The organism is Pseudomonas sp. A39 (assembly GCF_058145955.1).
This window is the reverse complement of record NZ_JBYVMD010000030.1, coordinates 1-25,197: the sequence shown is the minus strand read 5'-3', so window position 1 is coordinate 25,197 and position 25,197 is coordinate 1. Positions and strand designations below refer to the sequence as shown.

Below are 25,197 nucleotides of genomic sequence, written 5' to 3'. Positions count from 1 at the left end.
GTTGAGAGCTGAACCCTGATGGCCATCCGATCTGTTGTACTCGATACCGAAACCACCGGCATGCCGGTGACCGACGGCCACCGGATCATTGAAATCGGCTGTGTCGAATTGATGGGTCGCCGCCTCACCGGTCGTCACTTCCACGTCTACCTGCAACCGGACCGCGACAGTGACGAAGGCGCGATCGGCGTCCACGGTATCACTGACGAATTCCTCAAGGGCAAGCCGCGTTTTGCCGAAGTCGCCGATGAGTTCTTCGAGTTCATCAACGGCGCCCAGTTGATCATCCATAACGCGGCGTTCGACGTCGGCTTCATCAACAACGAATTCGCCCTGATGGGGCAGACCGATCGCGCAGACATTTCCAAGCACTGCTCGATCCTCGACACCTTGATGATGGCCCGTGAGCGTCACCCCGGCCAGCGCAACAGCCTCGATGCCTTGTGCAAACGTTATGGCGTCGACAACTCCGGCCGTGAACTGCACGGCGCCTTGCTCGACTCCGAGATCCTCGCCGACGTCTACCTGACCATGACCGGCGGGCAGACCAGCCTGTCCCTGGCGGGCAACGCGTCGGATGGCACGGGCTCGGCGGAAGGCTCGGGTAACCGTCCTTCGGAAATCCGCCGGCTGCCGGCTGATCGCAAGCCCACGCCTATTATTCGTGCCAGTGAGCAAGACTTGGCCGAGCATGCGGCAAGGTTGGAAGCGATTGCCAAGTCGGCGGGTGCGCCGGCGTTGTGGACTCAACTGACCCAGCAATAGCCTGGCTGCACGTAATCCAAAGGTGGGAGGGGGCTTGCCCCTCCCACCGTTGATCTCCATCTGCCTGCGAAATCTTCATTCGCCACATCCACTCCCAGCTTCTACCCTTGAGTGCATAACCCTCAGGACGACAAGCACTCATGTACAAAGACCTGAAGTTCCCCGTCCTTATCGTGCACCGCGATATCAAGGCCGACACCGTCGCCGGTGACCGGGTCCGAGGCATCGCTCGAGAGCTGGAACAGGAGGGCTTCAGTATTTTCTCGGCAGTGGACTACGCCGAGGGCCGGCTGGTGGCCTCCACCCATCATGGCCTGGCGTGCATGCTGATCGCCGCCGAAGGCGCGGGCGAGAATACCCATCTGTTGCAGAACATGGTCGAGCTGATCCGGCTCGCGCGGTTGCGGGCGCCGAATCTGCCGATCTTTGCCTTGGGCGAGCAAGTCACCCTGGAAAATGCGCCGGCTGACGCCATGAGCGAGCTTAACCAGCTGCGCGGCATTCTGTACCTGTTCGAAGACACCGTGCCGTTTCTCGCCCGGCAGGTTGCCCGTGCGGCGCGCACTTACTTGGATGGCCTGTTGCCGCCGTTCTTCAAGGCACTGGTGCAGCACACCGCTGATTCCAACTATTCCTGGCACACCCCCGGCCATGGCGGCGGCGTGGCCTACCGCAAAAGCCCGGTGGGGCAGGCGTTTCATCAATTTTTCGGGGAAAATACCCTGCGTTCGGACTTATCGGTGTCGGTGCCCGAGCTGGGCTCGCTGCTGGACCACACCGGGCCGCTGGCCGAAGCCGAGGCCCGCGCCGCCCGCAACTTTGGCGCTGACCACACTTTCTTCGTGATCAACGGCACGTCCACCGCCAACAAGATCGTGTGGCATTCCATGGTCGGGCGCGATGACCTGGTGCTGGTGGACCGCAACTGTCACAAGTCGGTGTTGCACTCGATCATCATGACCGGCGCCATCCCGTTGTACCTGTGCCCGGAGCGCAACGAACTGGGGATCATCGGCCCGATTCCCTTGAGCGAATTCAGCCCCGAGTCGATCCGCGCCAAGATCGACGCCAGCCCGTTGACCCGTGGCCGGGCGCCCAAGGTCAAGATGGCGGTGGTCACCAATTCCACCTATGACGGCCTGTGCTACAACGCCGAGCTGATCAAGCAGCAATTGGGCAACAGCGTCGAGGTGCTGCATTTTGATGAGGCCTGGTACGCCTACGCGGCGTTTCATGAATTCTTCGCCGGGCGCTACGGCATGGGCACTTCGCGCACGCCGGACAGCCCGCTGGTGTTCACCACCCACTCCACCCACAAACTGCTGGCCGCGTTCAGCCAGGCCTCGATGATCCAAGTGCAGGACGGCGGCGCGCGTCAGTTGGACCGTGACCGTTTCAACGAAGCCTTCATGATGCATATCTCGACGTCGCCGCAGTACAGCATCATTGCTTCGCTGGATGTGGCCTCGGCGATGATGGAAGGTCCGGCCGGGCGTTCGCTGTTGCAGGAAATGTTCGACGAAGCCCTGAGCTTCCGTCGGGCGCTGGCCAACCTGCGCCAGCACATTGCCGCCGAGGATTGGTGGTTCACCATCTGGCAACCGCCGTCGGTGGCGGGCATCGACCGCGTCGTCACCGCTGATTGGCTGTTGCATCCCCAGGCTGACTGGCATGGCTTTGGCGAGGTCGCCGAGGACTACGTGCTGTTGGACCCGATCAAAGTGACGCTGGTGATGCCCGGCCTCAACGCCGGCGGCGCCCTGAGCGATTGCGGGATTCCGGCTGCCGTGGTCAGCAAGTTCCTCTGGGAGCGTGGTCTGGTGGTGGAAAAGACCGGGTTGTATTCCTTCCTCGTGCTGTTCTCCATGGGTATTACCAAAGGCAAATGGAGTACCTTGCTCACCGAATTGCTGGAGTTCAAGCGCAGCTACGACGCCAATGTGAGCCTGGCCAGTTGTTTGCCATCGGTGTTTGCCCAAGGCCCCACGCGCTATCAAGGCCTGGGCCTGCGCGACCTGTGCGACCAACTGCATAGCTGTTACCGTAGCAACGCCACTGCAAAGCACCTTAAACGGATGTATACCGTTCTGCCGGAAATCGCGATGAAACCCGCCGATGCCTACGACCAGTTGGTCAGGGGTGAAGTGGAAGCGGTTTCCATCGATGCCTTGCCAGGGCGCATCGCAGCCGTGATGCTGGTGCCTTATCCGCCCGGTATTCCACTGATCATGCCGGGCGAGCGCTTCACCGAGTCGACGCGTTCGATTATCGACTACCTGGCCTTTGCCCGGACGTTCGATAGCAGTTTCCCCGGTTTTGTCGCCGATGTTCATGGGTTACAACACGAAGATGACGGCAGTGGTCGTTGTTACACCGTCGATTGCATCAAGGGTTAAGAATGTTTATGCAAGCTGTAATGAACCCGAAGTATCCAGGGCTCAGTGTACGGGTCGCCGACGAAGGCTTTGACGCCTATGTGTGGGGCAATGATTTCAGCTTTGAAGTCAGCGCCTACGGTGAGCCGCAGATGGGCAAGCGGGTCGATCAATGGCCTGTGGAGCGCATCTTGCCGTACCGCAAGTGCTATGGCATCGATCCGGAAGAGTTCGCCAGTTTTCGCGACGCGCCCGACAGCGCGATCTTCATGGCTTACTTGGACGACCGCCCGGTAGGACACATCGTGGTCAGCACCAATTGGAACGGCTTTGCCCATGTCGACGAATTGGCCGTGGCCTTGCCCGCCCGGCGCCATGGCGTGGCCAAGGCGCTGCTGGATGTGGCGCAGTTCTGGAGCCGCAAGAAAAACCTGCCCGGCATGATGCTGGAAACCCAGAACAACAACCTCGGGGCCTGCCGTTTGTACGAGCGCTGCGGCTACGTGATGGGCGGCATCGACCACCTGCGCTATCGCGGCATTGATCCGCAAACCCGCGAAGTGGCGATTTTCTGGTATCGGCTGTTCAAGAACGAAGTCGACAAGGCTTAGCCCGCCAACAGGCCTTCGGCCTTCTGCGTCACGATCTCCAGCAGTGCATTCAGCGCTGGGGAGGTCACGCCCTCCTTGAGGGTCAGCGCATACAGGCTGACCATGATCGGCGGCGACACCGGGCACGCATCCAGCCCGGCCTCGCGTGCGCCGAACGCGGTGAAAGGGTCGACCACCGCCAGGCCTTCTCCCGCTTCCACCATGCTGCGCATCATCTGGTAAGTCTGTACGCGCGTCTGCACCACCGGCAGCGGGCGCAGGGCTTGCAGCTTGGCATCCAGCAAGCGGCTGAGCGGGTCCTGGCCTTCGAGCCCGATCATCGCTTGCCCGGCCAGGTCCTGCAGCGCGATGTACTTCTGCTTGGGTTTGAGCCAGCCATGGGGCGCGAGCAATTGCAGCTTGCCTTGGGCCAGCACGGTGCTGTGGATCTGTGGGTGTTCCGGGTCATGCAGGCTCAGGCCTACGTCGGCTTCGTGCAGCAGCAGGCTCCTGACGATCTCGCGGGTCGGCTGGCTTGACAGGTTGCACGGCGTGTCCTGGAAGCGTCGGCGCAGCAGCGCAATGCTTTGCGGCAACAGTTGATTGGCCAGGGGCGGGGTGCAGAGGGCGCGCAGGGTCGGGGCGTGATGGTGTTTCAGGCGGCTGGCGAGGCGTTGCACCGGTTCCAGCGCCTCATACACGTGGGCGATTTCCGCCTGCAGCTCCAGGGTTTCCCGTGTCGCCTGCAAGCGTCCACGGACGCTGGCGAACAGCATAAAGCCCAATTGCGCCTCGGCCTCCTTGAGCGCCGCGTCCACATCGCCCACGGAGAGTTGCAACCACTCGGCGGCCAAGCCTGGGTGTCCGGTCTGCAAGATGGCTTGAATCACTTCGATATGACGTAAACGCATCGCCGGAGTCTATGTGCAGCGCGCCGGGGATTCAATAGAATGGCTGCGCTGATCATCAACGACCAAAGCCGGCTGCCGGCATTAACAACAAAAACAGGTCTGGTCTCACATGCCTCTACCCTCGATCCTCGGGGTAACGGCCAAGCAACTGCTGGTCTTGGTGACCGTCGGGTGCGTGGCTGCTTATCTCTTCAACGCTCAAAACGAAAGCACGCCGGAAAACCTGGCACTTGAAACGTTCATCCGTTCCCAGGAACAGGTGGCCGAACAGGTGGGGGCAGTCCTGGAAGTGGCATTGGTCAGGCAGGTGGTCGCGTATCCGGGTTACCACAGCGCGGGCTACCAGCGTTCGATGTTTGCCGTGGAGGGCGAGCGGGGACGCTTGATGGTGACCTTGAAGAAGGTCGAGGGGGAGCAGGGCATTGAGGTCACGGAGATTCGCCGGCCGTGATCACCCCAGCCCAGTCGACGCCATCAATGGCCAGGACTGAGCAGGTGGATAAGGCGTGATCTTATGACGCGAGGGTGGTTTGCGACTCGCGCACGAGAATCGTGCCCGATTGAATCAACTTGAATTCGTCGCCTTCCAGCTTTTCTACACGATCGCCAATGGCCAGCTTGTAGGTGGTGGTAGGTGCCGAGCCAGCCAGGTCGCCTTGCGCCGGGTTGGATTCCTGGAACTCATGCACCGAATACACACGTCCTTCTGCGTCTCTGGCATGAAACTGTCCGACTAGTACTGCTGCCATCTGTTTAGAACCTCTGGAGATAAACACTCGATTTGCGGTTCTGTAGACCGTCAGGGAGCGGGGTAGTTTACTTACGGAATAAAAATACTATTCGCTTATCTTTTCAGATGATTCCTACATGTCACTGCGTGATGCAAATGCCCGGAGGATTATCAAAACCTTCTGGTGAACACGCCGCGAAGACTCTATAACTACAAGCTCCTTTAGTCAGATGTCGGGAACCCCCAATGAGCAAGGTCTACACCGTAGCCGTCCTGGTTGGCAGCTTGAGAAAAGACTCGATCAACCGCAAGGTCGCGCTGGCATTGGCCGAACTGGCCCCTGCCAACCTGAAGTTGAACATTGTGGAAATTGGCGACTTGCCGCTCTACAACGAAGACATTGACGGTGCGACACCGCCGGCAGCCTACAGTACTTTCCGTCAACACGTGAGCTCATCCGACGCGGTGCTGTTCGTGACCCCGGAATACAACCGCTCCGTGCCCGCGCCCTTGAAAAATGCCATCGACGTAGGTTCTCGGCCTTACGGGCAGAGCGCCTGGAGTGGCAAGCCGGGGGCGATCATCAGCGTGTCGCCGGGGGCGATTGGTGGTTTTGGCGCCAACCATCACCTGCGCCAGTCCCTGGTGTTTCTCGATGTGCCCTGCATGCAGCAGCCGGAGGCCTACCTGGGCGGCGCGGGCAGTGTATTTGACGACGCGGGCAAGGTGTCTGAAAAGACCAAGCCGTTCCTGCAGGCGTTTATTGATGCTTACGCCAAGTGGGTGGCCAAGCAGCACGGCTGATTACCCGCCCACTTAAAGCTGTTTACTCTCAATGTGGCGAGGGAGCTTGCTCCCGTTGGGCCACGAAGCGGCCCCAGGCCTTTGTTTGAAAAGACTGGGACTGCTACGCAGTCCAACGGGACCAAGCTCCCTCGCCACAGGTACGGCGCTTCCTTGCGCCAATGAGGGTCAGCGCAACCAGTTGGTGCGCGCCAGTTCGATCACTTCATCGCCCCGGCCGCTCATCACCGCCTTGAGCATGTACAGGCTGAAGCCCTTGGCTTGTTCCAGCTTGATCGTCGGCGGCATCACCAGCTCTTGGGTGGCGGTGACCACATCCACCAGCACCGGGCCATCATGGGCCAGGGCGCGGCGCAGGGCCGGCTCCAGGTCTTCGGATTGCTCCACGCGAATGCCGAGGATACCCATGGCGTTGGACATGGCGGCGAAGTCCGGGTTTTTCAGTTCGGTACCGGCGTCCAGGTAGCCTGCGGCTTTCATCTCCATCGCGACAAAGCCCAGCGAGGCGTTATCGAACACGATGACTTTCACCGGCAGTTTCAACTGCGCCAAGGAAATGAAATCCCCCATCAACATGGCAAAGCCGCCGTCACCGGACATCGAAATCACCTGGCGATCCGGGAAGGCCGCCTGCGCGCCGATGGCCTGGGGCATGGCATTGGCCATCGAGCCGTGGTTGAACGAACCGATCAGGCGGCGCTTGCCGTTCATCTTCAAATATCGCGCAGCCCACACGGTCGGTGAGCCGACGTCGGCAGTAAAGATTGCATCGTCATCCGCCAACTCGCTGAGCAAACGCGCCACGTATTGTGGGTGGATCGGCCGATTGGCCTTCGACGGTTGAGCCAGGTCATCGAGCCCTTGGCGGGCTTTTTCATACTGCTTCAAGGAGGTCTCGAGAAAGCTGCGATCGGTCTTGCGCGTCAAGCGCGGCAGCAGGGCGTCGATGGTTTCACTGACATCGGCGGCGATGCCCAGGTCCAGCGTGGCGCGGCGGCCGAGGGCCTGCGGGTTGCGGTCAACCTGGATGATCTTGGCGTCAGTGGGGTAGAACTGGCGATAAGGAAAGTCGGTGCCGAGCATGATCAACGTGTCGCAGCCGAGCATGGCGTGGTAACCGGAGCTGAAGCCGATCAGGCCGGTCATGCCCACATCGAACGGGTTGTCCCACTCCACATGTTCCTTGCCGCGCAGGGCATGCACCACGGGTGCGCCCAGCGCGTCAGCCAGGGCCACCACTTGGTCATGCGCGCCGGCGCAGCCGCTGCCGCACAGCAGGGTGACCTTCTGGCTGTTTTCCAGGAGCTCGGTGAGGCGTTGCAGGTCTTGTTCCGCGGGCAATGTGCGCGGCGCGTGCAGGGCTGGCCAGGGCTTGAGCGTGTCCTCCACTTCCAGCAGCGATACGTCACCCGGAATAACCACCACTGCCACGCCGCGATTGAGGATCGCCGAACGCATGGCGCGGTGCAGCACGTGGGGCATCTGCTCGGGGTTGGTGACCAGCTCGATAAAGTGGCTGCACTCCTTGAAGAGCTCTTGGGGATGGGTTTCCTGGAAATAGTTCAGGCCGATTTCCGAGGACGGAATCTGTGCGGCGATCGCCAGCACCGGCACATGGTTGCGATGGCAATCGAACAAGCCATTGATCAAGTGCAGGTTACCCGGCCCGCAGCTGCCGGCGCAGACCGTCAGTTCACCCGTGGCCGCTGCTTCGGCACCGGCGGCGAAGGCCGCCACCTCCTCGTGGCGCACGTGCATCCACTCGATGCTGTCCATGGTGCGCAGGGCGTCGGTGAGGCCGTTGAGGCTGTCGCCGGTCAGGCCCCAGATACGCTTGATGCCCGCCTGTTCAAGGGTGGTCGCCAATTGCTGGGCCAGGTTGATTTTCGCCATGAAGAACTCCAATCGTCAGTGAGGTTAAAAACTGCTGATCAATAGGGGACAGTTCGATCACGGCGAATGCTCCGCCTTTAATGTGAAGATTGCGTCATGGCCGCCCGGTACTGCCGCGTGCGCCGCGCCAGAAACCATTGGTCGCGCACCAGCGCCATGCACGGCACGACGTTGGCTTTGGGCGAATGGCCGCGGCTGAGGCGGCGCATCTGGTAGCGCACCACGGCGAGTATGGCGAGGGAGGCCAGGGGCTTGCGTTGCCAGTCGATAGGCTTGAGTTGCGGGTTGGGGTCGCGGCCTTCGCGCCAGTGCTGGATCAAGTGGGGTTCCAGCGTCAGGGCGGTGGCGATCCCGGCCATGGCGACGCCACTGTCCAGTACCTGTTGCACGATGGGCAGGCGCCGGATGCCGCCGGTGACCATCACCGGCATCTTGGCGATGGTTGCCAGTTGACTGGCGAACTCAAGGAAGTACGCCTCACGCGCCAGGGTGCGGCCGTCACGCGTTTCGCCTTGCATGGCGGGTGCTTCGTAACTGCCACCGGATAACTCCAGCAGGTCGATGGGCAGCGGGTTGAGCATTGCGACCACGGCACGTGCATCGGCCTCTGCAAAACCGCCACGTTGGAAGTCGGCAGAGTTGAGTTTGACAGCGACACAAAACGACGGGCTGACGCTGGCGCGTACCGCACGGATCACTTCCAGCAACAGGCGTGCGCGGTTCTCCAGGGCGCCGCCCCAGCGGTCGGTGCGTTGGTTGCTCAGTGGCGACAGGAACTGACTGAGCAAGTAGCCATGGGCGCCGTGGATCTGCACGCCGGTAAACCCGGCTTTTTCGGCCAGGCGTGCGCTGGTGGCAAAGCGCTGGATCACGTCCTGGATGTCGTCTTCGGTCATGGCCTTGGGCGTGGCAAACATCTTCGAGAAACCACCGAGGTCGAGTGCCACGGCGGACGGTGCAATGGCTTGCTGGCGTAGGTTGGCCGGCGTCTGGCGGCCTGGGTGGCTGAGTTGTACCCAGAAGTGCACGCCGTTGCCGCGGGCGACGTCGGCCCACTCACTGAAGCTCGCCAGGTATTGCTCATCCTCAAGGGCCACGCCGCCGGGGCCGGTCATGGCGCGGCGGTCGACCATCACGTTGCCGGTGATCAACAAACCGGGATTACCGGCGGCCCAGGCTTTGTAAAGCTGCTTCAATTCACGGGACGGCGCCTGATTGCCATCGGCCATGTTTTCTTCCATCGCCGCTTTGGCGATGCGGTTGGAGAGGACTTGGCCATTGGGCAGTTGCAGGGCTTCAAAGGGTGACATGGGTTGACTCCTGAGCAGGGGAGGTCTCAGGCTAAGCTTAAAGTTAACTTTAATGTCAAGCAGGTGCGGTGATGAATATTGGTGAGCTGGCAAAGCAGAGCGGGCTGGCGGCGTCGCGGATCCGCTTTTATGAGGCCGAAGGGCTGATCAGCCAGGTGGGGCGCCAGGCAAACGGTTACCGGCGTTACGCGCCGGAGGCGCTGCAAACCCTGCAACTGATCCAGAGCGCGCAGCAGGCAGGTTTTACCTTGCAGGAACTCAAGGCGCTGATGCCTGCGCCGGGCGAGCACAAGCGCGAGGCGTTGATTGAGGTACTGGAATGCAAGGTCGTGCAGATCGAAGAGATGCAGGCGCAGTTAGCCCACAGCAAGGCGCAGTTGCTGGGGGTGATCGAGGCAGTGCGGGCGCAGCCGGAAGGCGTGCCGTGTTCGATGGGGCAGAAGCAGGTGCTGGCGTCGATCAAGACCGGTCTACAGAGCAAGTAGATGCCAATGTGGGAGGGGGCTTGCCCCCGATAGCAGAGGGCCAGTCAACAGACTCATTGACTGATCCACCTCCATCGGGGGCAAGCCCCCTCCCACATTTGAGACTCAGCGCCGACGGAACAACGGCAGCGGTTCATCCGTTGCCGCCTGGTACGTCACCGAGAAGTCCTTGAGGCTTTCCAGCGCTTCGTACGGGTCTTTGTCGGCGCGCAGGGCGAAGGCATCGAACCCGCAGCGGCGCAGGTAGAACAGTTGGTCGCGCAGCACGTCGCCAATCGCGCGCAGCTCGCCTTTGTAACCGTAACGGTCGCGCAGCAGGCGTGCGTTGGAGTAGTTACGCCCGTCGGTGAAGGCCGGGAAGTTCAGGGCGATGACTTGGAAGTGTTCCACGTCCTCACCGATTTCTTCGGCTTCTTCATCGGCGTCCAGCCACACACCCAGGCCGCCATCGCGGGCCTTGAGGGCGTGGCCGTGTTCGCGCCACAGTGCCAACGGCACGATCAGGTCGTCGCAGTTGGAGATGCCGTCGAAGCTCGCGTCCTTGGGCAGCAGGTGCCAGGTTTCGTCGAGGACTTCGTTGTTCTTAATGATTCGCTGCATAGACGCGCTCCTTGAACAGGTCAATGCCGATGCGCTGGTAGGTGTCGATGAAACGCTCATCTTCGGTGCGCTGTTCGATGTACACGTCGATCAGCTTGCCGATCACCTCGGGCATGGCTTCCTGGGCGAAGGACGGGCCGAGGATCTTGCCCAGGCTCGCATCGCGGCTGGCGCTGCCACCCAGGGACACTTGGTAGAATTCTTCGCCTTTCTTGTCCACGCCCAGGATGCCGATGTGGCCGACGTGGTGGTGACCACAGGCGTTCATGCAACCGGAGATGTTCAGGTCCAGCTCGCCGATGTCGAACAGGTAGTCCAGGTCGTCGAAACGGCGCTGGATCGATTCGGCGATCGGGATCGACTTGGCGTTGGCCAGGGAGCAGAAATCGCCGCCCGGGCAGCAGATGATGTCGGTCAGCAGGCCGATGTTCGGCGTGGCGAAACCGCCTTCGCGCAGCTCGCCCCACAGGGTGAACAGTTGGCTCTGTTCCACGTCCGCCAGGATGATGTTCTGCTCGTGGGAGGTGCGCAGTTGGCCGAAGCTGTAGCGCTCGGCCAGGTCGGCCACGGCGTCCAGTTGCTTGTCGGTGATATCGCCCGGTGCAACACCGGTTGGTTTCAGCGACAGGGTGACCGCCACATAACCCGGCTTCTTGTGCGCCAGGGTGTTGCGGGTGCGCCAGCGGGCGAAGCCTGGATGCTCTTTATCCAGCGCTGCGAGCTCGGCGTCCTGATTGCTCAGGGCCTTGTACTCAGGGTCGACGAAGTGTTTGGCGACGCGGTGCACTTCGGCTTCGGTCAGGGTGGTCTGGCCGCCGCGCAGGTGTTCCATCTCGGCGTCGACTTTCTGGGCGAAAACCTCAGGGGTCAGCGCTTTTACCAGGATCTTGATCCGGGCCTTGTATTTGTTGTCACGACGGCCATAGCGGTTGTAGACCCGCAGGATGGCGTCGAGGTAGCTCAACAGGTCCTGCCACGGCAGGAACTCGTTGATAAACGCGCCGACCACGGGCGTACGGCCCAGGCCACCGCCGACCAGTACACGGAAACCCAGCTCGCCGGCCGCGTTGTGCACCGGCTCCAGGCCGATATCGTGCACTTCGATGGCAGCGCGGTCCGAGGTCGAGCCATTGATGGCGATCTTGAACTTGCGCGGCAGGTAGGCGAATTCTGGGTGGAAGGTGGTCCATTGACGGACGATTTCGCACCAGGGGCGTGGGTCGATCAGTTCGTCAGCGGCCACGCCGGCGAATTGGTCGGTGGTCACGTTGCGCAGGCAGTTACCGCTGGTCTGAATGGCGTGCATTTGCACGGTCGCCAGTTCAGCCAGGATGTCCGGCACATCTTCCAGGGCCGGCCAGTTGAACTGTACGTTCTGGCGGGTACTGATGTGGGCATAGCCTTTGTCGAAGTCACGGGCAATCTTGGCCATCATGCGCGTCTGGCGCGAAGTCAGTTGGCCATAAGGCACGGCCACCCGCAGCATCGGCGCAAAGCGCTGAACATAAAGGCCATTTTGCAGGCGCAGAGGGCGGAACTCTTCTTCGCTCAGTTCACCTGCTAGGTAGCGTCGGGTCTGATCACGGAACTGCTTGACGCGGTCCTCGATGATGCGCTGATCGTATTCGTCGTATACGTACATATAGGTCCTGTTCTCGGCAAATCTGCGCGCACGGCCGCGCACTCCCAACGGAGCGGGGGCACGATACCAGTTTGCGTTTATGCGCAAAAGTGATGTTTGAGTATATGCAAAGAACCAAATCGACTAATGAGATTGATTATCTCGATATCCACATTTGTCATAGGGGCAAGTGTGGACTTAACTGTGGTCGAGTCTTAATGCAATCACCTATAAAACCGACAAGAGGCGATGCGATGAGCAATTCGACAAAAGCCCGTAAACCCGACAGCACCGTTGATGCCTGGGCCATTCTGTTCCTGATCATCCTGGTGGTGGGAACTGCCGTGTTCTGGGTCAGCCATCAGTAGGAAGAGGGCGAGATCCGCAGCAGGACCCGTAACATCCGGAATAAGGGAACGGCCTGCCCGTTCCCTTATTTCGCGTGCTCTACACCCCCGCCAAGTGCAACACCAGCTTGACGATGCCGAACAGCGTCAAGGCGAACACGGCCGTGAACAGAATGCCCAGGACGACAAAGTGGCTGGGCTTGCCGTGCGTGAAGTCACGTGCGCGATTCTTCCCGCTTTGCACGCCGAAGGCGGCAGCGACCACGCTGTGGAGCATTTGCCAGAACGTTGGCGGTTTGTTGCCTGAGTCGTCCATAACACCCTCCCGGTTCAGGGTTAGCGCCCTGTGTATCCAGCATAGTCAGTTCCGCGGCAATGACCGCAGCGAAACCAACACAACAGAACCCGCGCAACTATGCACCGCTTCGCCCGTTGATCCGCGTGATGTCCTGAGGCTCCCTAAACAGCATCAGGAACCCATGCCTCATGTCACCACTCGACAGCCCCCTCAGCGAGGGGCTTCACGTCACTTTTATCAAAGGACGCCTGCCCAAGTGGCTCGAACAGCTGACGACCGCCGACATCCCGCGATTGCATCGCGCGCGCGACCCGCTGCAGGCGTTAACAGCCGCCCAGCCTGAGCTTTTTGCCAGTGCCCGGCCTGCGTTGCGCCGAGCATTGCTGGATAGCCAGGCCGGCTACTTGTCCGCCAGTCAAACCCTGGCCAACACCCTGGCGAGCTTCAAGACCCTCACCGACTTCGCCACACCGTTGCTCAACCAGGCGTTGCGCGACACTTTTGGCCTGGCACCGGACGTCAACAAAACCCAGCTGTTTCATCTGCGCGCGCCCAATCGTGCCGACGCCCAGAGCCTGTTGCAGGCGGCACTGCGCAACTTCGAGGCCGATGAGCCGTTCGATGAGGTGGCGCTGCAGGAAACCAGCGCCTTGGCGCCAGAAGATGCACTGGAACAACACCGCTACGATGAAACTGAGCACTACCCGTTTGGCAGGGTGCGTTACCGCATTCGTGACAAGCTGGCGATCAAGCCTGAAGCATTTGCCCAACTGTGTCGGTGCGCTGGACCTGAGCAACGTCAGGCTAACGAGCGCTTCGGACGAGTTTTTGCGCGCATTTCCACGATTGAACAGTCTGACGTTGAATGGCAACGGGCTGGGCGCATTGCCGGAGGCGGTAACGCAGTGTGAACGCCTTGTTCGGTTGAGCGCCAGCCAGAACGGTTTTCTCGACGCAGAACGGTTGCAGCGCCAGTTGCGTGCTTTGCCCCTGTTGCAGGTGCTGGACCTGGAAGGCAATCGTCTGCCTGACTTTGATGTCACCGGCCTTGACCGGTTGCAAAGCCTTAATCTGAGTGGCAACCGACTTAGCGATTGGCCGGTGGGCGTGCTGCAGTCACCCCAACTGACTCGCCTGGACTTGCGGAGTAATTTGGAAATACAGCGGATTCCGCTCGACGCCTTTCTGCCCGAGCATGCCGGTTTGATGGCGGGCACGGACTTGTCCGATAACCTGTTGCTGGAGGAGGAGCTGATACGCTTGCGTGAATACGAGCGCGAAACCGGGCGAGGGCTTGGGTTTACCACGCAGGAAATTGACCAAATGATCGCGGGGTACGGGCCAGAAGCCGACGACGAGCACTTTGACGCTCACCCTGATCTCGAGACGCCTGAGGCGCAAAAAGCCCGATGGTTCGACGGCGTGGCCGCCGACTCGGAAAAGCACCAGATATGGCGCGAAGTGTTGGCCCAGGACACCACGCAGGATTTCTCGAACATGTTGGCGCAACTTCAGCACACCAGTGATTTTCAGCAGGACCGCGTCAGGCTGACAGAGCGGGTTTGGGACGTTCTGGAGGCTGCGCACAGCGACCCGGCGTTGAGCGAACGCCTGATGCTCATTGCACGGACCTCAAGGAATAAGGCGACCTGTGGTGATGGTCGAATACTGTTGTTCAACGATGTGGAAGTCGGGGTCTATGAGTTCAATGCCCTTCGTCGCATGGATCCCTCCGATAAGGGCCGCACGTTACTGAGGCTTTCCAGGCGTCTGTTTCGCCTGGGGGAGGTTGAGGCGCTGGCGAGAAAGCGCATTCAGCGCTTCCCTGGCACGGACCCGGCGGAGATCCGCCTGGCGTATCGAACCGGGTTGGCGCAACGCCTGGATCTCCCCACGCAGCCCTCTACCATGCTCTACCGCGGCGTGTCAGGGGTACAGGCTGCTGACTTGGACGTGGCCTACGCCAGCGTGATAGCCGAGGAACAGACCCCGGCGTTTATCGAGCAACTGATCACGCGTGACTACTGGAAGAGTTATCTGCAGGAAAAATACCCAACCGAGTTCGCTAAGGTGCAACAGACGCTGGCCGACCAATCAGAGACTCTGGAAGAGCAGTATCCTGACATCAATCCAGCGTATCTCGAGCAAGTCGATGCGTTGCAAAAAGCCAATGAGGTTGAGCTACGCGGGTTGAGAAGAGAACTCTCCACCCGCGAAATCGCCGAACTGGGCAACTAGCCCGGCAAGCGCCTGGCTGATCAGTTGTCATACCCCAGGTTCGGTGCCAGCCACCGCTCGCTCACGCTCAGGTCCTGGCCTTTGCGGGCGGTGTAGCTCGCCACCTGGTCCTTGTCGACCTTGCCCACGGCAAAGTACTGCGCCTGTGGGTGGGCGAAGTACCAGCCACTGACCGCCGCTGCCGGGAACATTGCGTAGTGCTCGGTGAGGAACACGCCGCTGCGGCCCGCCTGCATTTCGCGGGCTTCAGGGTCCAGCAGTTGAAACAGCTGGGCTTTCTCGGTGTGGTCCGGGCACGCCGGGTAGCCGGGCGCAGGGCGGATACCGCTGTACTGCTCCTTGATCAGCGCCTCGTTATCCAGTTGCTCGTCCTTGGCGTAGCCCCAGTGCTCTTTACGCACTTGCTGGTGCAGCCACTCGGCGCAGGCTTCGGCCAGACGGTCGGCCAGGGCCTTGACCATGATCGAGTTGTAGTCGTCGCCAGCGTCCTGATATGCCTTGGCCACCTCTTCGGCGCCGATGCCGGCGGTGGTGATGAAACCACCGATGTAGTCGGTCACACCGCTGTCTTTTGGTGCTACGAAGTCAGCCAGGGAGAAGTTCGGCTTGCCGTCGGTCTTGATGATTTGCTGGCGCAGGTGGTGCAGCTTGGCAATCGGCTGGCCATCGTCACCGTAGACTTCCAGGTCATCGTCCTGCACCTGGTTGGTCGGCCAGAAGCCGAACACGGCGCGGGCGCTGATGAGTTTTTCGTCAATCAGCTTGTTGAGCATTTCCTGGGCGTCGGCATACAGCGCGGTAGCGGCTTCGCCGACCACTTCGTCTTCGAGGATGCGCGGGAATTTACCGGCCAGGTCCCAGGAGATGAAGAACGGCGTCCAGTCGATGTATTCGGCCAGTACCTTGAGATCGATATTGTCCAGCACCTTGGCGCCGGTAAAGGTCGGCACCACCGGGGTGTAGGTGCTCCAGTCGAACTGCGGCTTCTTGGCGATGGCCGCCGGGTAGCTCAGGCGCTCAGTCCGCGCGCTGCGGTTGGACGTCCGTTCACGCACGTCGATGTATTCCAGGCGGGTCTTCTCGACGAAGCCGGCCTTGAGTTCCTTGGACAGCAGCTGCGTCGCCACACCCACGGCGCGCGAGGCGTCGGTGACGTAGATCACTGCATCGTTGCTGTACTTGGGCTCGATCTTCACCGCCGTGTGCGCCTTGGAGGTGGTGGCGCCACCGATCATCAGCGGCAGGTGGAAGTCCTGGCGCTGCATCTCGCGGGCCACATGCACCATTTCGTCCAGGGACGGCGTAATCAGGCCGGACAGGCCGATGATGTCGCACTTCTGCTCCTTGGCCACCTGCAGGATCTTCTCTGCGGGCACCATTACGCCCAGGTCGACGATGTCATAACCGTTGCAACCGAGCACCACGCCGACGATGTTCTTGCCGATGTCGTGCACGTCGCCTTTCACGGTGGCCATGAGGATCTTGCCCTTGGCTTCCGGCTTGTCGCCTTTTTCCAGCTCGATGAACGGGATCAAGTGGGCCACGGCCTGTTTCATCACGCGGGCGGATTTCACCACCTGGGGCAAGAACATTTTGCCGGCGCCGAACAGGTCGCCGACGATGTTCATGCCGGACATCAGCGGGCCTTCGATCACCTCAATCGGACGCGCGAACGACTGTCGGGACTCTTCGGTGTCTTCAACAATGTGGGTGGTGATGCCCTTGACCAGCGCATGTTCCAGGCGCTTGTTCACTGGCCAGCCACGCCATTCCTCAGTCTCGGCTTCCTTGACGCTGCCGTCGCCTTTGTACTTGTCGGCAATGGCGAGGAGGGCATCGGTGCCTTCCGGGGTACGGTTGAGCACCACGTCTTCCACCGCATCGCGCAGTTCGGCCGGGATCTGGTCGTAGATCTCCAGTTGGCCGGCGTTGACGATGCCCATGGTCAGGCCGTTGCGGATTGCGTAGAGCAGGAACACCGAGTGGATCGCCTCGCGCACCGGGTTGTTGCCACGGAACGAGAACGACACGTTGGACACGCCGCCGGAGGTCAGCGCATACGGCAATTCGTCACGGATATAGGCGCAGGCATTGATGAAATCGACCGCGTAGTTGTTGTGCTCTTCGATACCGGTGGCGACCGCGAAGATGTTCGGGTCGAAGATGATGTCTTCCGGCGGGAAGCCGACTTCATTCACTAGGATGTCGTAGGAGCGTTTGCAGATCTCTTTCTTGCGCGCTTCGGTGTCGGCCTGGCCGGCTTCGTCGAACGCCATCACCACCACGGCGGCGCCGTAGCGCTTGCACAGCTTGGCGTGGTGAATGAACTGCTCGACGCCTTCCTTCATGCTGATGGAGTTGACGATGCCCTTGCCCTGGATGCACTTGAGGCCGGCTTCGATCACTTCCCATTTGGAGGAGTCGATCATGATCGGGACGCGGGAGATGTCCGGCTCGCCGGCAATCAGATTGAGGAAGGTCACCATGGCCTTCTTCGAATCAAGCATGCCCTCGTCCATGTTGATGTCGATCACCTGGGCGCCGGCTTCCACCTGCTGCAGGGCGACTTCGAGGGCTTCGGTGTAGTTGTCTTCACGGATCAGGCGGGCAAAACGCGCCGAACCGGTGATATTGGTACGCTCGCCGACGTTGACGAACAGTGAGCTGCGATCAATGGTGAACGGCTCCAGGCCCGACAGGCGGCAGGCCTTGGGAATGTCCGGGATCACACGCGGCGCATACCCGGCCACGGCCTTGGCGATGGCCTCGATGTGGCCCGGCGTGGTGCCGCAGCAGCCGCCGACGATGTTGAGGAAGCCGCTCTGGGCGAATTCTTCGATGACCTTGGCGGTTTCCGACGGCAATTCATCGTACTCGCCGAATTCGTTCGGCAGGCCGGCGTTCGGGTGTGCGGAAACGTGGGTGCTGGCCTTGTTCGACAACTCTTCCAGGTACGGACGCAGTTCGCTGGCGCCCAAGGCGCAGTTCAGGCCCACCGAAATCGGCTTGGCATGGGCCACGGAGTTCCAGAACGCTTCGGTGGTCTGGCCCGACAGGGTACGGCCGGAGGCGTCGGTGATGGTGCCGGAGATCATGATCGGCAGTTCGATATTCAATGTTTCGAACACGCCTTGCACGGCGAAGATCGCAGCCTTGGCGTTGAGGGTGTCGAAGATGGTCTCGATCAGGATCAGGTCGGCGCCGCCTTCGATCAGGCCTTGGGTGGCCTCGGTGTAGTTTTCCACCAGTTCATCGAAGGTGACGTTGCGGTAGCCGGGGTTGTTCACGTCCGGCGACAACGAGCAGGTGCGGCTGGTCGGGCCGAGCACGCCGGCGACGAAGCGCGGCTTGGCCGGGTTCTCGAGGGTTTTGGCGTCGGCGATCTTGCGCGCCAGGCGTGCGCCTTCTACGTTCAGTTCGTAGGCCAGTTCTTCCATGCCGTAGTCGGCCATGGAAATGCGGGTGGCGTTGAAGGTGTTGGTTTCGAGGATGTCGGCACCGGCATCCAGGTAGGCTTTTTCGATACCGCCGATCACGTCCGGACGGGTGATCACCAGCAGGTCGTTGTTACCCTTGACGTCGCTTGGCCAGTCGGCGAAGCGTTTGCCACGGTAATCCTGCTCCTCCAGCTTGTAGCTCTGGATCATCGTGCCCATACCGCCGTCGAGGATCAGGATACGTTCCTTGAGGGCTTGATGAAGGGCTTGCAGACGAACGCTACGATCGGACATGGGACTACTCTGGTCAGGCATTACGGAGGGCGTGGATCATAGCAAACCTGTGCCGATTTGCGGCATGTCCAGGTTTTGCATGAATATCGTTCAGGTTGGTGGCCTGTCGACATCGGTAGAATCACGGCAATTTTTCAGCGCACGCATTGAATCGGGACCGGATACATGTCACTTCGCCTCATCACCAGCGCCGTCCTGGCACTGGTCGCCTGCATTGCGCAGGCCGACGGACCCGCCCCGGCGATTTCGTACACCCGCGATATTCAACCGATTTTTACCGAGAAATGCGTGGCCTGCCATGCCTGCTACGACTCCGCCTGCCAACTCAACCTGGGCAGTGCCGAGGGGGCGGTGCGCGGAGCGAGCAAAATGCCGGTCTACGATGGCGAACGCAGCCAGGCCGCCCCGACCACCCGGTTGTTCTATGACGCCTTTGGCAAGCAAGCCTGGCAGCAGAAGGGCTTCTACTCGGTGCTGGACGCCCAGGGCAGCCAGGCCGCCTTGATGGCGCGCATGCTGGAGTTGGGCCATAACGCCCCGCTGGCGCCCAATGCCAAGCTGCCGGATGACATCGTGCTGGGCCTGAACCGCGAAAACCTGTGCGCCATGCCCGGCGAGTTCAATGCCTACGCCGGTGCCCATCCTAAGGAAGGCATGCCGCTGGCGGTCACCGGCCTGACCGACCAGCAATACCAGACCCTGCAACGCTGGCTGGCTTCCGGCGCGCCGATTGATGAGCAAGGCCTGGCGCCAAGCGCCAAGGAAGCCCTGCAGGTGCAACAGTGGGAGAACCTGTTCAACCAGCCCGGGGCCCGCGAAAGCCTCGTGGCGCGCTGGTTGTTCGAGCATTTGTTCCTCGCCCATATCTACTTTGAGAACGGCGAGCCGGGGCATTTCTTCCAGTGGGTGCGTTCGCGCACGCCGAGCGGTCAACCGATCGACCTGATTGCCACCCGACGCCCTAATGATGACCCCGGCACCCGTGTGTATTACCGCCTGTGGCCGGTGCAGGGCGTGATCGTGCATAAAACCCACATCACATACCCGTTCAGTGCCGAGAAGATGGCGCGCATCAAGGCGTTGTTCTACGCCGATAACTGGCAGGTCAACGCCTTGCCGGGCTACGGCCCTGGCCGGCGCGCCAACCCGTTCGAAACCTTCGAAGCCATCCCGGCCAAGGCGCGCTACCAGTTCATGCTGGATAACGCCGAATACTTCGTACGCACCTTTATTCGCGGGCCGGTGTGCCGTGGGCAGATCGCCACGGACGTGATCCGCGACAACTTCTGGACGCTGTTCCAGGACCCGGACCACGACTTGTACATCACTGATGCGCGCTATCGCGGCCAGGCCACGCCATTGCTGGCCATGCCTGGGCAGAACGATGACGTCGGCAGTGTACTCAGCCTATGGCTGGCCTACCGTGACAAGCGCAATGAGTACGAGGCCCTGCGCCGTGACAGCTACGCCGACCTGCCGCCGCCGAGTTGGTCGAGCCTGTGGGCGGGCAATGACAATGCCTTGCTGAGCATCTTCCGCCACTTCGACAGTGCCTCGGTGACCAAAGGCCTGATCGGCGAAGTGCCGCAGACGATGTGGCTGTTCGACTACCCGCTGCTGGAGCGTACGTATTACCAGTTGGCGGTGAATTTCGATGTGTTCGGCAATGTGTCGCACCAGGCCCAGACGCGGTTGTACTTCGACTTGATCCGCAATGGCGCTGAGCAGAACTTCCTGCGCCTGATGCCGGCTGATTCCCGTGATGGCTTTATGGATGACTGGTACCAGAACAGCGGGAAGCTCAAGTTGTGGCTGGATTACGAGGCAATTGATGACGATAAGCCCACCGGCTTGCATCTGGATGAAAAAGACCCGAAGCGCGATTTTGCCAAGCAGTTGCTTAGCCGTTATGGCGATTTGAACGCCAGCCCGGATCCGATCAACCGGTGCAGTGGTGCGTATTGTTCCCGTGACGGTGTTGATCCGGCCTTACAGGATGCGGAGCAGGCGCTTAGCCGCTTGACGTCGCGCCCGGCCGCGGGGCTCAAGGTCATCGACCAACTGCCCGAGGCCACGATGCTGCGTGTCGAGACGGCCAGCGGCAAGCGCGTGGTCTACAGCATGCTGCGCAACCGGGCCCACAGTAACGTGGCGTTTCTGCTGGGGGAGGCGTATCGCTACCAACCGGGCCTGGACACGTTGACCCTCTATCCGGGCGTGCTCAGCAGCTACCCGAACTTCATGTTCAACATTCCGGCTCAGGAAGTGCCGGAGTTTGTTGCGCAGATGGAGCAGGCTCACGATGCCAAGCGGTTTGAGAAGATTGTGGATCGGTGGGGTGTGCGGCGTAGTCATCCGTTTTTTTGGCAATATTTCCATGATTTGTCGCGGTACATCCGTGAGACCACGCCAGTGGAAGAGGGGGTGTTGGATATGAATCGGTATGAGAATTTGTAAGGGGCAGGGGCATATCCGTTATTTGAAAAGTAACCAAAGGCTCTTGCCCCAACGCTCGGTGTGCCCGTAATCCGACATTGATTTGGGCGGCTAAGATCAAAAGCGCGGCGGCATTGAAGCCGAGCAATGTTGTGTGTGCCGTACTCGGTTAAAAGTGTGGGAGGGGGCTTGCCCCCGATAGCAGTGGGACAGCTATAGATGCATCAACTGACACACCGTCATCGGCAGCAAGCCCCCTCCCACAGTTTGATCTCCATGCATCAGGTTGATATCAGCCTGCTTTTGATCTTAGACGCCCGTTAAACACAAATAACAGCTAGGCACACCCATCAAAAAACCCACTATCCCGACAAAAACACTAGGACTTTGTACCTGCGTAATATTTTGGCGTAAACTGCCGGCAAGCCTGTGAGGAGTTTCCATGACTGCCATAACCATTACCGACGCCGCCCACGATTACCTGGCTGACCTGCTGTCCAAGCAGAACACCCCAGGTATCGGCATCCGCGTCTTTATCACCCAGCCCGGCACCCAATACGCTGAAACGTGCATTGCCTACTGCAAGCCAGGGGAAGAGAAACCTGAAGACACCGCCCTGGGGCTCAAAAGCTTCACCGCGTACATCGACGCCTTCAGCGAAGCCTTCCTCGACGACGCCGTGGTCGACTACGCCACCGACCGTATGGGTGGCCAGTTGACCATCAAGGCGCCAAACGCCAAGGTGCCGAACGTCAACGCCGACAGCCCGGTCAACGAGCGCATCAACTACTACCTGCAAACCGAGATCAACCCTGGGCTGGCCAGCCATGGGGGTCAGGTCAGCCTGATCGACGTGGTCGATGACGGTATCGCCGTGCTCAAATTCGGTGGCGGCTGCCAGGGCTGCGGTCAGGCGGATGTGACCTTGCGTGAAGGCATCGAGCGCACCTTGCTCGAGCGTATTCCGGAGCTCAAGGGGGTCCGTGACGTGACCGACCACACGCAGAAAGAAAACGCCTACTACTGAGTAAGGTGTTCACTGCGGACAGAAAAAACGGCGCCCCGTGAGCGCCGTTTTTTTATGCTTAAAATTCAATGGATTGCGTTAACTACCTAACAAAAAAGATTAATTGTTAGGGCAAGCATGCTCTTGCATTTTTATTTTAATTTATTCATTTAAATCAGCTGGTTACGATTAAAAGTGCATGTTGATTGTCATGGTCGGTACAAATGCGCATGCCCGGCCCGGTACAGCGACGACTCGCTGAAACTGTCACTTGCCAACACCTGGCCCACCACGATCAGCGCCGTGCGCCGAAACCCTTTCGCCGCCACCTTCCCGGCAATGTCACTCAGCGTGCCCACCGCCCAATCCTGGTCCGGCCAAGTCGCCCGGTGCACCACCGCAATCGGGCAATCGGCGCCATAGTGTGGCAACAGTTCGGCAACGATCTTTTCCAGGTGGTTGACCCCCAGGTGAATCGCCATGGTGGTGCCATGTCGCGCCAGGCTGTCGAAGTCTTCACCGGCGGGCATCCTGGTTTTATCGGCGTAGCGGGTCAGGATCACGCTCTGGGCGATGTCGGGCAGGGTCAGTTCCGTTTCCAACAACGCCGCACACGCGGCGACTGCGGTCACGCCGGGGATGATCTGGAACGGGATACCCCACTCGCGCAAATGGCGGATCTGTTCGCCAATCGCCCCATACAGGCTCGGGTCGCCGGAGTGCACGCGGGCGACGTCCTGGCCTTTGGCATGGGCGGTCTTGATCAGGTCGATGATCTGTTCCAGATGCAGTTCGGCGCTGTTGACCACGGTTTCTGCCTGATGGCCTTCCAGCACGGCAGCGGGTACCAGCGAACCGGCATAGATGATCACCGGGCAACTGCGGATCAGCCGCTGGCCTTTGACGGTGATCAATTCCGGGTCGCCGGGGCCTGCGCCGATGAAGTAGACGGTCATGGTGATTCCTGTCGAAAAACGGGCGAGCATGAATATTGTTCATGATCGAGAAGGGCGATTATCGGGATTTCAGCCGGCGCAAGCCAATGCAAAGGTTGCCTGCGCGGTTTTTTTGCGCGTGATCAGCAGGCGGGCAGGGGCGTCAGCAAGGTGTTCGGCGAGTGCCAGGGCGGCGCTTTCGGCGATGCCGTAACAGCCGGTATGGGCAAAGGCGATCGCGGATTTGTGGCTCAGGCGGTCTGCGAAAGGCGCCAGTTGTTCTGCGCTGAAACAACGCAGCGGCAGGTTCAGGGCCGCGGCCAGTGCCAGTAGCCCCGGTTCATCCTGTTTGCGCGCGATACTGGCCAGTGCGGTGATGCGCTGGCGCTCGATACCGCCCTCGGCGAGGGCGGCATCAAACAGGCCCAGCAGGGTATGAACATCACAGCCGCGCTGGCAGCCCAGGCCGGCCACCAGGGTCATGCGGAGTATTGATCGTCGCGGTTGCGGCGGAACAGCCAGGCGCTGATCAGGCCCAAGGCCAGCCAGAACGCGACGTTGGTCAACTGCGAAGCGATCTTGAACTGTGCTTCCAGGGCTTGCGGTGCCAGCATCGAATGCACCTCAGGCTGCGGCGCGCCGATTACGTGCGGTACTGCAAGGATCGCCACGCCCAGCACTTTCAGCAACCCGTTGCGACCGAATACGATCAAAGCGATACCTGCAGCGGTAGAGGCGGCGGTGCCGATCCACCACGTCTGGCGCAGCGCCAGGTCGGCGGCGGCGGTGCCTGGCAGCTCGGGCGGCAGGCCCATTGTCGGCGCCAGTACAAAGGTTGCATAACCGGCCAGGCCCCAGAGCAGGCCTTGAGCCGTGCGGGTCGGTGCGCGCAGGGTGTACAGGCCGGCCAGCATCAGGGCGAAACCGACGGCGACCACCAGGTTGCCGCCCGTGGTGGACAGCACGCGCTGCCAGCCATCTTCCGGCTCCCAGGCTTCGGCGTCGTGGGTATGCGCGGCAGCACCGGCAGCGTGTTCATGCGTCACTTCAGTGACGGCTGGGGCCTTTTCAAAGGTTTCCGCCTGCAGAATCAGCGGGGCGACCCAGAAGCTTTGCAGCAGGGTGAGCAGCAGGGCGGCCAGGAGACCGGTGAAACCTGCGGTTTGCGCAATACGCTTGATCATGTCGGCAGGTCTCAGTGGCACGGGAACGCGGCGCTGTGGCGGGTATCGTGGGCGGCGTTGTGCACGGCCTCGATGTGCGAGAAACCGGCGAAGTACACCAGGCATGCGCCGAGGATCGACGCGCCGATGGCGGCGGTCAGGCGTTGGCTCAACGTAGAGGTGCTGCTGGCGGAGTGCGAGGTGCTGCTGATGATCGACATGGCGCGTCCCTTTCAGGTGTCAGGGTGAAACGAGCGCATGAAAACCCCGTGAGCCAGGCACGCAGGGTTCTGAACAGCGCCCGCCCACCGCGGGTTTGTTATCTGATTTTTTCGGGCCGGTCTCCGGGCTTGCGAGGGGCTCAATGCCTGAAAACGTCGCCTTCCCATGCCGGCTGGCACAGTGGATATGACGTTTCGCTCGCTTACCGTTGCGGGGGCAGCACCGGACTGTCATGCGTGTGTGCATGAGTCACCGGTTTCCCGTTTCACCCTTTGCAGGGCACCCGAAACAAGATGTGTAGGAGAGCATGGGGGTGGGAGGGGAGTCAATTGGGGATGTGGGTACATATCCGTTATTTGGGTAACGGCGGCTTATGGTTCCGCCCTTACGGCGGGTCACTTTCGAAAAGCGCGAAAGTAACCAAAGCGCTCTTGCCCCAACACTCGGCACCTCGCCTAGGCTCGGTGTGCCCTCACTCCGGCTTGAATCCGTGGGCCGCCGTCATGGGCCATCCTTGGCCCAGGACGGCTAACCCGGCGTCCTGCCGGGTTACCCACGGATTCAAGCCTGCGTTCGGCCAGCGTGTTTGACGGGGCGCCTGAGATCAAGATCAAGATCAAAAGCAAGAGCACGGCGGCCTAGTAGCCGACCTGAGTGGTTGGATCAAAAGCAGGTACGTGTAAGAGCTGGCTTGCTCTCGATGGCGGTGTGTCAGCTGATGCAGTTGTGGCTGTCAC

General features: G+C 60.8%; 22 protein-coding genes and 1 riboswitch. Of the genes, 10 read left to right on the top strand and 12 right to left on the bottom strand.

Going from position 1 to position 25,197, the window contains the following annotated elements:
• The first annotated feature begins 24 nt into the window (after nt 1–24).
• The 3 genes from dnaQ (at nt 25) to AC3ZU9_RS21090 (ending at nt 3,751) form a co-directional block, all read left to right on the top strand.
• The gene (gene dnaQ, locus AC3ZU9_RS21100) at nt 25–765 is read left to right on the top strand and encodes a DNA polymerase III subunit epsilon (protein WP_163825756.1); all 741 of its coding nucleotides are present in this window, start codon (nt 25–27) and stop codon (nt 763–765) included.
• Nucleotides 766–905: 140 nt separating this feature from the next.
• The gene (locus AC3ZU9_RS21095) at nt 906–3,161 is read left to right on the top strand and encodes an Orn/Lys/Arg family decarboxylase (RefSeq protein ID WP_490091266.1); all 2,256 of its coding nucleotides are present in this window, start codon (nt 906–908) and stop codon (nt 3,159–3,161) included.
• A gap of 8 nt (nt 3,162–3,169) precedes the next feature.
• Nucleotides 3,170–3,751: a GNAT family N-acetyltransferase gene (locus AC3ZU9_RS21090; protein ID WP_043206225.1), complete on the top strand. Its 582-nt coding sequence runs from the start codon at nt 3,170–3,172 to the stop codon at nt 3,749–3,751.
• Here AC3ZU9_RS21090 and AC3ZU9_RS21085 read toward each other — a convergent pair.
• The gene (locus AC3ZU9_RS21085; protein ID WP_012723845.1) at nt 3,748–4,641 is read right to left on the bottom strand and encodes a LysR substrate-binding domain-containing protein; all 894 of its coding nucleotides are present in this window, start codon (nt 4,639–4,641) and stop codon (nt 3,748–3,750) included. The genes AC3ZU9_RS21090 and AC3ZU9_RS21085 overlap by 4 nt on opposite strands.
• Nucleotides 4,642–4,750: 109 nt before the next feature.
• Here AC3ZU9_RS21085 and AC3ZU9_RS21080 point away from each other — a divergent pair, with 109 nt between their 5' ends.
• On the top strand, nt 4,751–5,092 hold the full coding sequence (locus tag AC3ZU9_RS21080) for a hypothetical protein (protein WP_102060304.1): 342 nt from the start codon (nt 4,751–4,753) through the stop codon (nt 5,090–5,092).
• A 61-nt stretch (nt 5,093–5,153) separates the two neighbouring features.
• Here AC3ZU9_RS21080 and AC3ZU9_RS21075 read toward each other — a convergent pair whose 3' ends face one another.
• Nucleotides 5,154–5,390, bottom strand: coding sequence for a hypothetical protein (locus AC3ZU9_RS21075; protein ID WP_016979714.1), 237 nt, complete (start codon nt 5,388–5,390; stop codon nt 5,154–5,156).
• Between the two features lie 227 nt (nt 5,391–5,617).
• Between AC3ZU9_RS21075 and AC3ZU9_RS21070 the strand changes: the two genes are divergently transcribed.
• Complete coding sequence (locus tag AC3ZU9_RS21070) at nt 5,618–6,175, top strand: NADPH-dependent FMN reductase (protein ID WP_046034071.1); 558 nt, start codon at nt 5,618–5,620, stop codon at nt 6,173–6,175.
• A 168-nt stretch (nt 6,176–6,343) separates the two neighbouring features.
• Here AC3ZU9_RS21070 and poxB read toward each other — a convergent pair whose 3' ends face one another.
• Together poxB and AC3ZU9_RS21060 are read right to left on the bottom strand one after the other, a co-directional pair.
• Nucleotides 6,344–8,068, bottom strand: a complete 1,725-nt coding sequence (poxB, locus tag AC3ZU9_RS21065; protein ID WP_490091265.1) for a ubiquinone-dependent pyruvate dehydrogenase — start codon at nt 8,066–8,068, stop codon at nt 6,344–6,346.
• A 77-nt stretch (nt 8,069–8,145) separates the two neighbouring features.
• Nucleotides 8,146–9,378 (bottom strand): NADH:flavin oxidoreductase/NADH oxidase family protein, encoded by a 1,233-nt coding sequence (locus AC3ZU9_RS21060; RefSeq protein ID WP_490091264.1) that lies wholly within the window; start codon nt 9,376–9,378, stop codon nt 8,146–8,148.
• A gap of 71 nt (nt 9,379–9,449) precedes the next feature.
• Here AC3ZU9_RS21060 and AC3ZU9_RS21055 point away from each other — a divergent pair, with 71 nt between their 5' ends.
• Nucleotides 9,450–9,863: a MerR family transcriptional regulator gene (locus tag AC3ZU9_RS21055; RefSeq protein WP_490091263.1), complete on the top strand. Its 414-nt coding sequence runs from the start codon at nt 9,450–9,452 to the stop codon at nt 9,861–9,863.
• A 105-nt stretch (nt 9,864–9,968) separates the two neighbouring features.
• On the opposite strand, the gene AC3ZU9_RS21050 is transcribed toward AC3ZU9_RS21055, so the two are convergent.
• The 3 genes from AC3ZU9_RS21050 to AC3ZU9_RS21040 all read right to left on the bottom strand — a co-directional run bounded on the left by AC3ZU9_RS21050 (nt 9,969) and on the right by AC3ZU9_RS21040 (nt 12,747).
• Nucleotides 9,969–10,463 carry a DUF934 domain-containing protein gene (locus AC3ZU9_RS21050; RefSeq protein WP_012723852.1) on the bottom strand — a complete coding sequence of 165 codons (495 nt, stop codon included), beginning with the start codon at nt 10,461–10,463 and terminating at the stop codon, nt 9,969–9,971.
• Entirely contained in the window at nt 10,447–12,105 is a 1,659-nt protein-coding gene (locus AC3ZU9_RS21045; protein WP_012723853.1) for a nitrite/sulfite reductase, read from the bottom strand. Before AC3ZU9_RS21045 ends, AC3ZU9_RS21050 begins: the two co-directional genes overlap by 17 nt.
• Before the next feature lie 426 nt (nt 12,106–12,531).
• The gene (locus AC3ZU9_RS21040) at nt 12,532–12,747 is read right to left on the bottom strand and encodes a DUF2970 domain-containing protein (RefSeq protein ID WP_012723854.1); all 216 of its coding nucleotides are present in this window, start codon (nt 12,745–12,747) and stop codon (nt 12,532–12,534) included.
• A gap of 170 nt (nt 12,748–12,917) precedes the next feature.
• Between AC3ZU9_RS21040 and AC3ZU9_RS21035 the strand changes: the two genes are divergently transcribed.
• Together AC3ZU9_RS21035 and AC3ZU9_RS21030 are read left to right on the top strand one after the other, a co-directional pair.
• Nucleotides 12,918–13,640, top strand: coding sequence for a dermonecrotic toxin domain-containing protein (locus tag AC3ZU9_RS21035; protein WP_490091262.1), 723 nt, complete (start codon nt 12,918–12,920; stop codon nt 13,638–13,640).
• Nucleotides 13,576–14,967, top strand: a complete 1,392-nt coding sequence (locus AC3ZU9_RS21030) for an NEL-type E3 ubiquitin ligase domain-containing protein (protein ID WP_490091261.1) — start codon at nt 13,576–13,578, stop codon at nt 14,965–14,967. Before AC3ZU9_RS21035 ends, AC3ZU9_RS21030 begins: the two co-directional genes overlap by 65 nt.
• Before the next feature lie 20 nt (nt 14,968–14,987).
• Here the strand turns inward: AC3ZU9_RS21030 and metH are convergent, their stop codons facing one another.
• On the bottom strand, nt 14,988–18,698 hold the full coding sequence (metH, locus tag AC3ZU9_RS21025) for a methionine synthase (protein WP_064053857.1): 3,711 nt from the start codon (nt 18,696–18,698) through the stop codon (nt 14,988–14,990).
• A 165-nt stretch (nt 18,699–18,863) separates the two neighbouring features.
• Here metH and AC3ZU9_RS21020 point away from each other — a divergent pair, with 165 nt between their 5' ends.
• Together AC3ZU9_RS21020 and nfuA are read left to right on the top strand one after the other, a co-directional pair.
• Nucleotides 18,864–21,155, top strand: coding sequence for a fatty acid cis/trans isomerase (locus AC3ZU9_RS21020; protein WP_490091260.1), 2,292 nt, complete (start codon nt 18,864–18,866; stop codon nt 21,153–21,155).
• Between the two features lie 421 nt (nt 21,156–21,576).
• Complete coding sequence (nfuA, locus tag AC3ZU9_RS21015; protein ID WP_003190728.1) at nt 21,577–22,161, top strand: Fe-S biogenesis protein NfuA; 585 nt, start codon at nt 21,577–21,579, stop codon at nt 22,159–22,161.
• Nucleotides 22,162–22,349: 188 nt separating this feature from the next.
• Here the strand turns inward: nfuA and cobM are convergent, their stop codons facing one another.
• The 4 genes from cobM to AC3ZU9_RS20995 all read right to left on the bottom strand — a co-directional run bounded on the left by cobM (nt 22,350) and on the right by AC3ZU9_RS20995 (nt 24,459).
• Nucleotides 22,350–23,096 (bottom strand): precorrin-4 C(11)-methyltransferase, encoded by a 747-nt coding sequence (gene cobM / locus AC3ZU9_RS21010; RefSeq protein ID WP_093545314.1) that lies wholly within the window; start codon nt 23,094–23,096, stop codon nt 22,350–22,352.
• Nucleotides 23,097–23,165: 69 nt separating this feature from the next.
• Nucleotides 23,166–23,558, bottom strand: coding sequence for a cobalamin biosynthesis protein (locus AC3ZU9_RS21005; RefSeq protein ID WP_490091259.1), 393 nt, complete (start codon nt 23,556–23,558; stop codon nt 23,166–23,168).
• The gene (locus AC3ZU9_RS21000) at nt 23,555–24,259 is read right to left on the bottom strand and encodes a CbtA family protein (RefSeq protein ID WP_043205253.1); all 705 of its coding nucleotides are present in this window, start codon (nt 24,257–24,259) and stop codon (nt 23,555–23,557) included. The genes AC3ZU9_RS21005 and AC3ZU9_RS21000 overlap by 4 nt, the downstream gene beginning before the upstream one ends.
• A gap of 11 nt (nt 24,260–24,270) precedes the next feature.
• Nucleotides 24,271–24,459: a CbtB domain-containing protein gene (locus AC3ZU9_RS20995; RefSeq protein WP_012723860.1), complete on the bottom strand. Its 189-nt coding sequence runs from the start codon at nt 24,457–24,459 to the stop codon at nt 24,271–24,273.
• Nucleotides 24,460–24,556: 97 nt separating this feature from the next.
• Nucleotides 24,557–24,762, bottom strand: a riboswitch (cobalamin riboswitch).
• Between the last annotated feature and the right edge of the window lie 435 nt (nt 24,763–25,197).

Excerpts from the sequence above, each read along its gene's own strand:
- AC3ZU9_RS21095 (WP_490091266.1), top strand. The coding sequence starts at position 906 with ATGTACAAAGACCTGAAGTTCCCCGTCCTTATCGTGCACCGCGATATC.
- AC3ZU9_RS21090 (WP_043206225.1), top strand. The coding sequence starts at position 3,170 with ATGCAAGCTGTAATGAACCCGAAGTATCCAGGGCTCAGTGTACGGGTC.
- AC3ZU9_RS21085 (WP_012723845.1), bottom strand. The coding sequence starts at position 4,641 with ATGCGTTTACGTCATATCGAAGTGATTCAAGCCATCTTGCAGACCGGA.
- AC3ZU9_RS21080 (WP_102060304.1), top strand. The coding sequence starts at position 4,751 with ATGCCTCTACCCTCGATCCTCGGGGTAACGGCCAAGCAACTGCTGGTC.
- AC3ZU9_RS21075 (WP_016979714.1), bottom strand. The coding sequence starts at position 5,390 with ATGGCAGCAGTACTAGTCGGACAGTTTCATGCCAGAGACGCAGAAGGA.
- AC3ZU9_RS21070 (WP_046034071.1), top strand. The coding sequence starts at position 5,618 with ATGAGCAAGGTCTACACCGTAGCCGTCCTGGTTGGCAGCTTGAGAAAA.
- poxB (WP_490091265.1), bottom strand. The coding sequence starts at position 8,068 with ATGGCGAAAATCAACCTGGCCCAGCAATTGGCGACCACCCTTGAACAG.
- AC3ZU9_RS21060 (WP_490091264.1), bottom strand. The coding sequence starts at position 9,378 with ATGTCACCCTTTGAAGCCCTGCAACTGCCCAATGGCCAAGTCCTCTCC.
- AC3ZU9_RS21055 (WP_490091263.1), top strand. The coding sequence starts at position 9,450 with ATGAATATTGGTGAGCTGGCAAAGCAGAGCGGGCTGGCGGCGTCGCGG.
- AC3ZU9_RS21050 (WP_012723852.1), bottom strand. The coding sequence starts at position 10,463 with ATGCAGCGAATCATTAAGAACAACGAAGTCCTCGACGAAACCTGGCAC.
- AC3ZU9_RS21045 (WP_012723853.1), bottom strand. The coding sequence starts at position 12,105 with ATGTACGTATACGACGAATACGATCAGCGCATCATCGAGGACCGCGTC.
- AC3ZU9_RS21040 (WP_012723854.1), bottom strand. The coding sequence starts at position 12,747 with ATGGACGACTCAGGCAACAAACCGCCAACGTTCTGGCAAATGCTCCAC.
- AC3ZU9_RS21035 (WP_490091262.1), top strand. The coding sequence starts at position 12,918 with ATGTCACCACTCGACAGCCCCCTCAGCGAGGGGCTTCACGTCACTTTT.
- metH (WP_064053857.1), bottom strand. The coding sequence starts at position 18,698 with ATGTCCGATCGTAGCGTTCGTCTGCAAGCCCTTCATCAAGCCCTCAAG.
- AC3ZU9_RS21020 (WP_490091260.1), top strand. The coding sequence starts at position 18,864 with ATGTCACTTCGCCTCATCACCAGCGCCGTCCTGGCACTGGTCGCCTGC.
- nfuA (WP_003190728.1), top strand. The coding sequence starts at position 21,577 with ATGACTGCCATAACCATTACCGACGCCGCCCACGATTACCTGGCTGAC.
- cobM (WP_093545314.1), bottom strand. The coding sequence starts at position 23,096 with ATGACCGTCTACTTCATCGGCGCAGGCCCCGGCGACCCGGAATTGATC.
- AC3ZU9_RS21005 (WP_490091259.1), bottom strand. The coding sequence starts at position 23,558 with ATGACCCTGGTGGCCGGCCTGGGCTGCCAGCGCGGCTGTGATGTTCAT.
- AC3ZU9_RS21000 (WP_043205253.1), bottom strand. The coding sequence starts at position 24,259 with ATGATCAAGCGTATTGCGCAAACCGCAGGTTTCACCGGTCTCCTGGCC.
- AC3ZU9_RS20995 (WP_012723860.1), bottom strand. The coding sequence starts at position 24,459 with ATGTCGATCATCAGCAGCACCTCGCACTCCGCCAGCAGCACCTCTACG.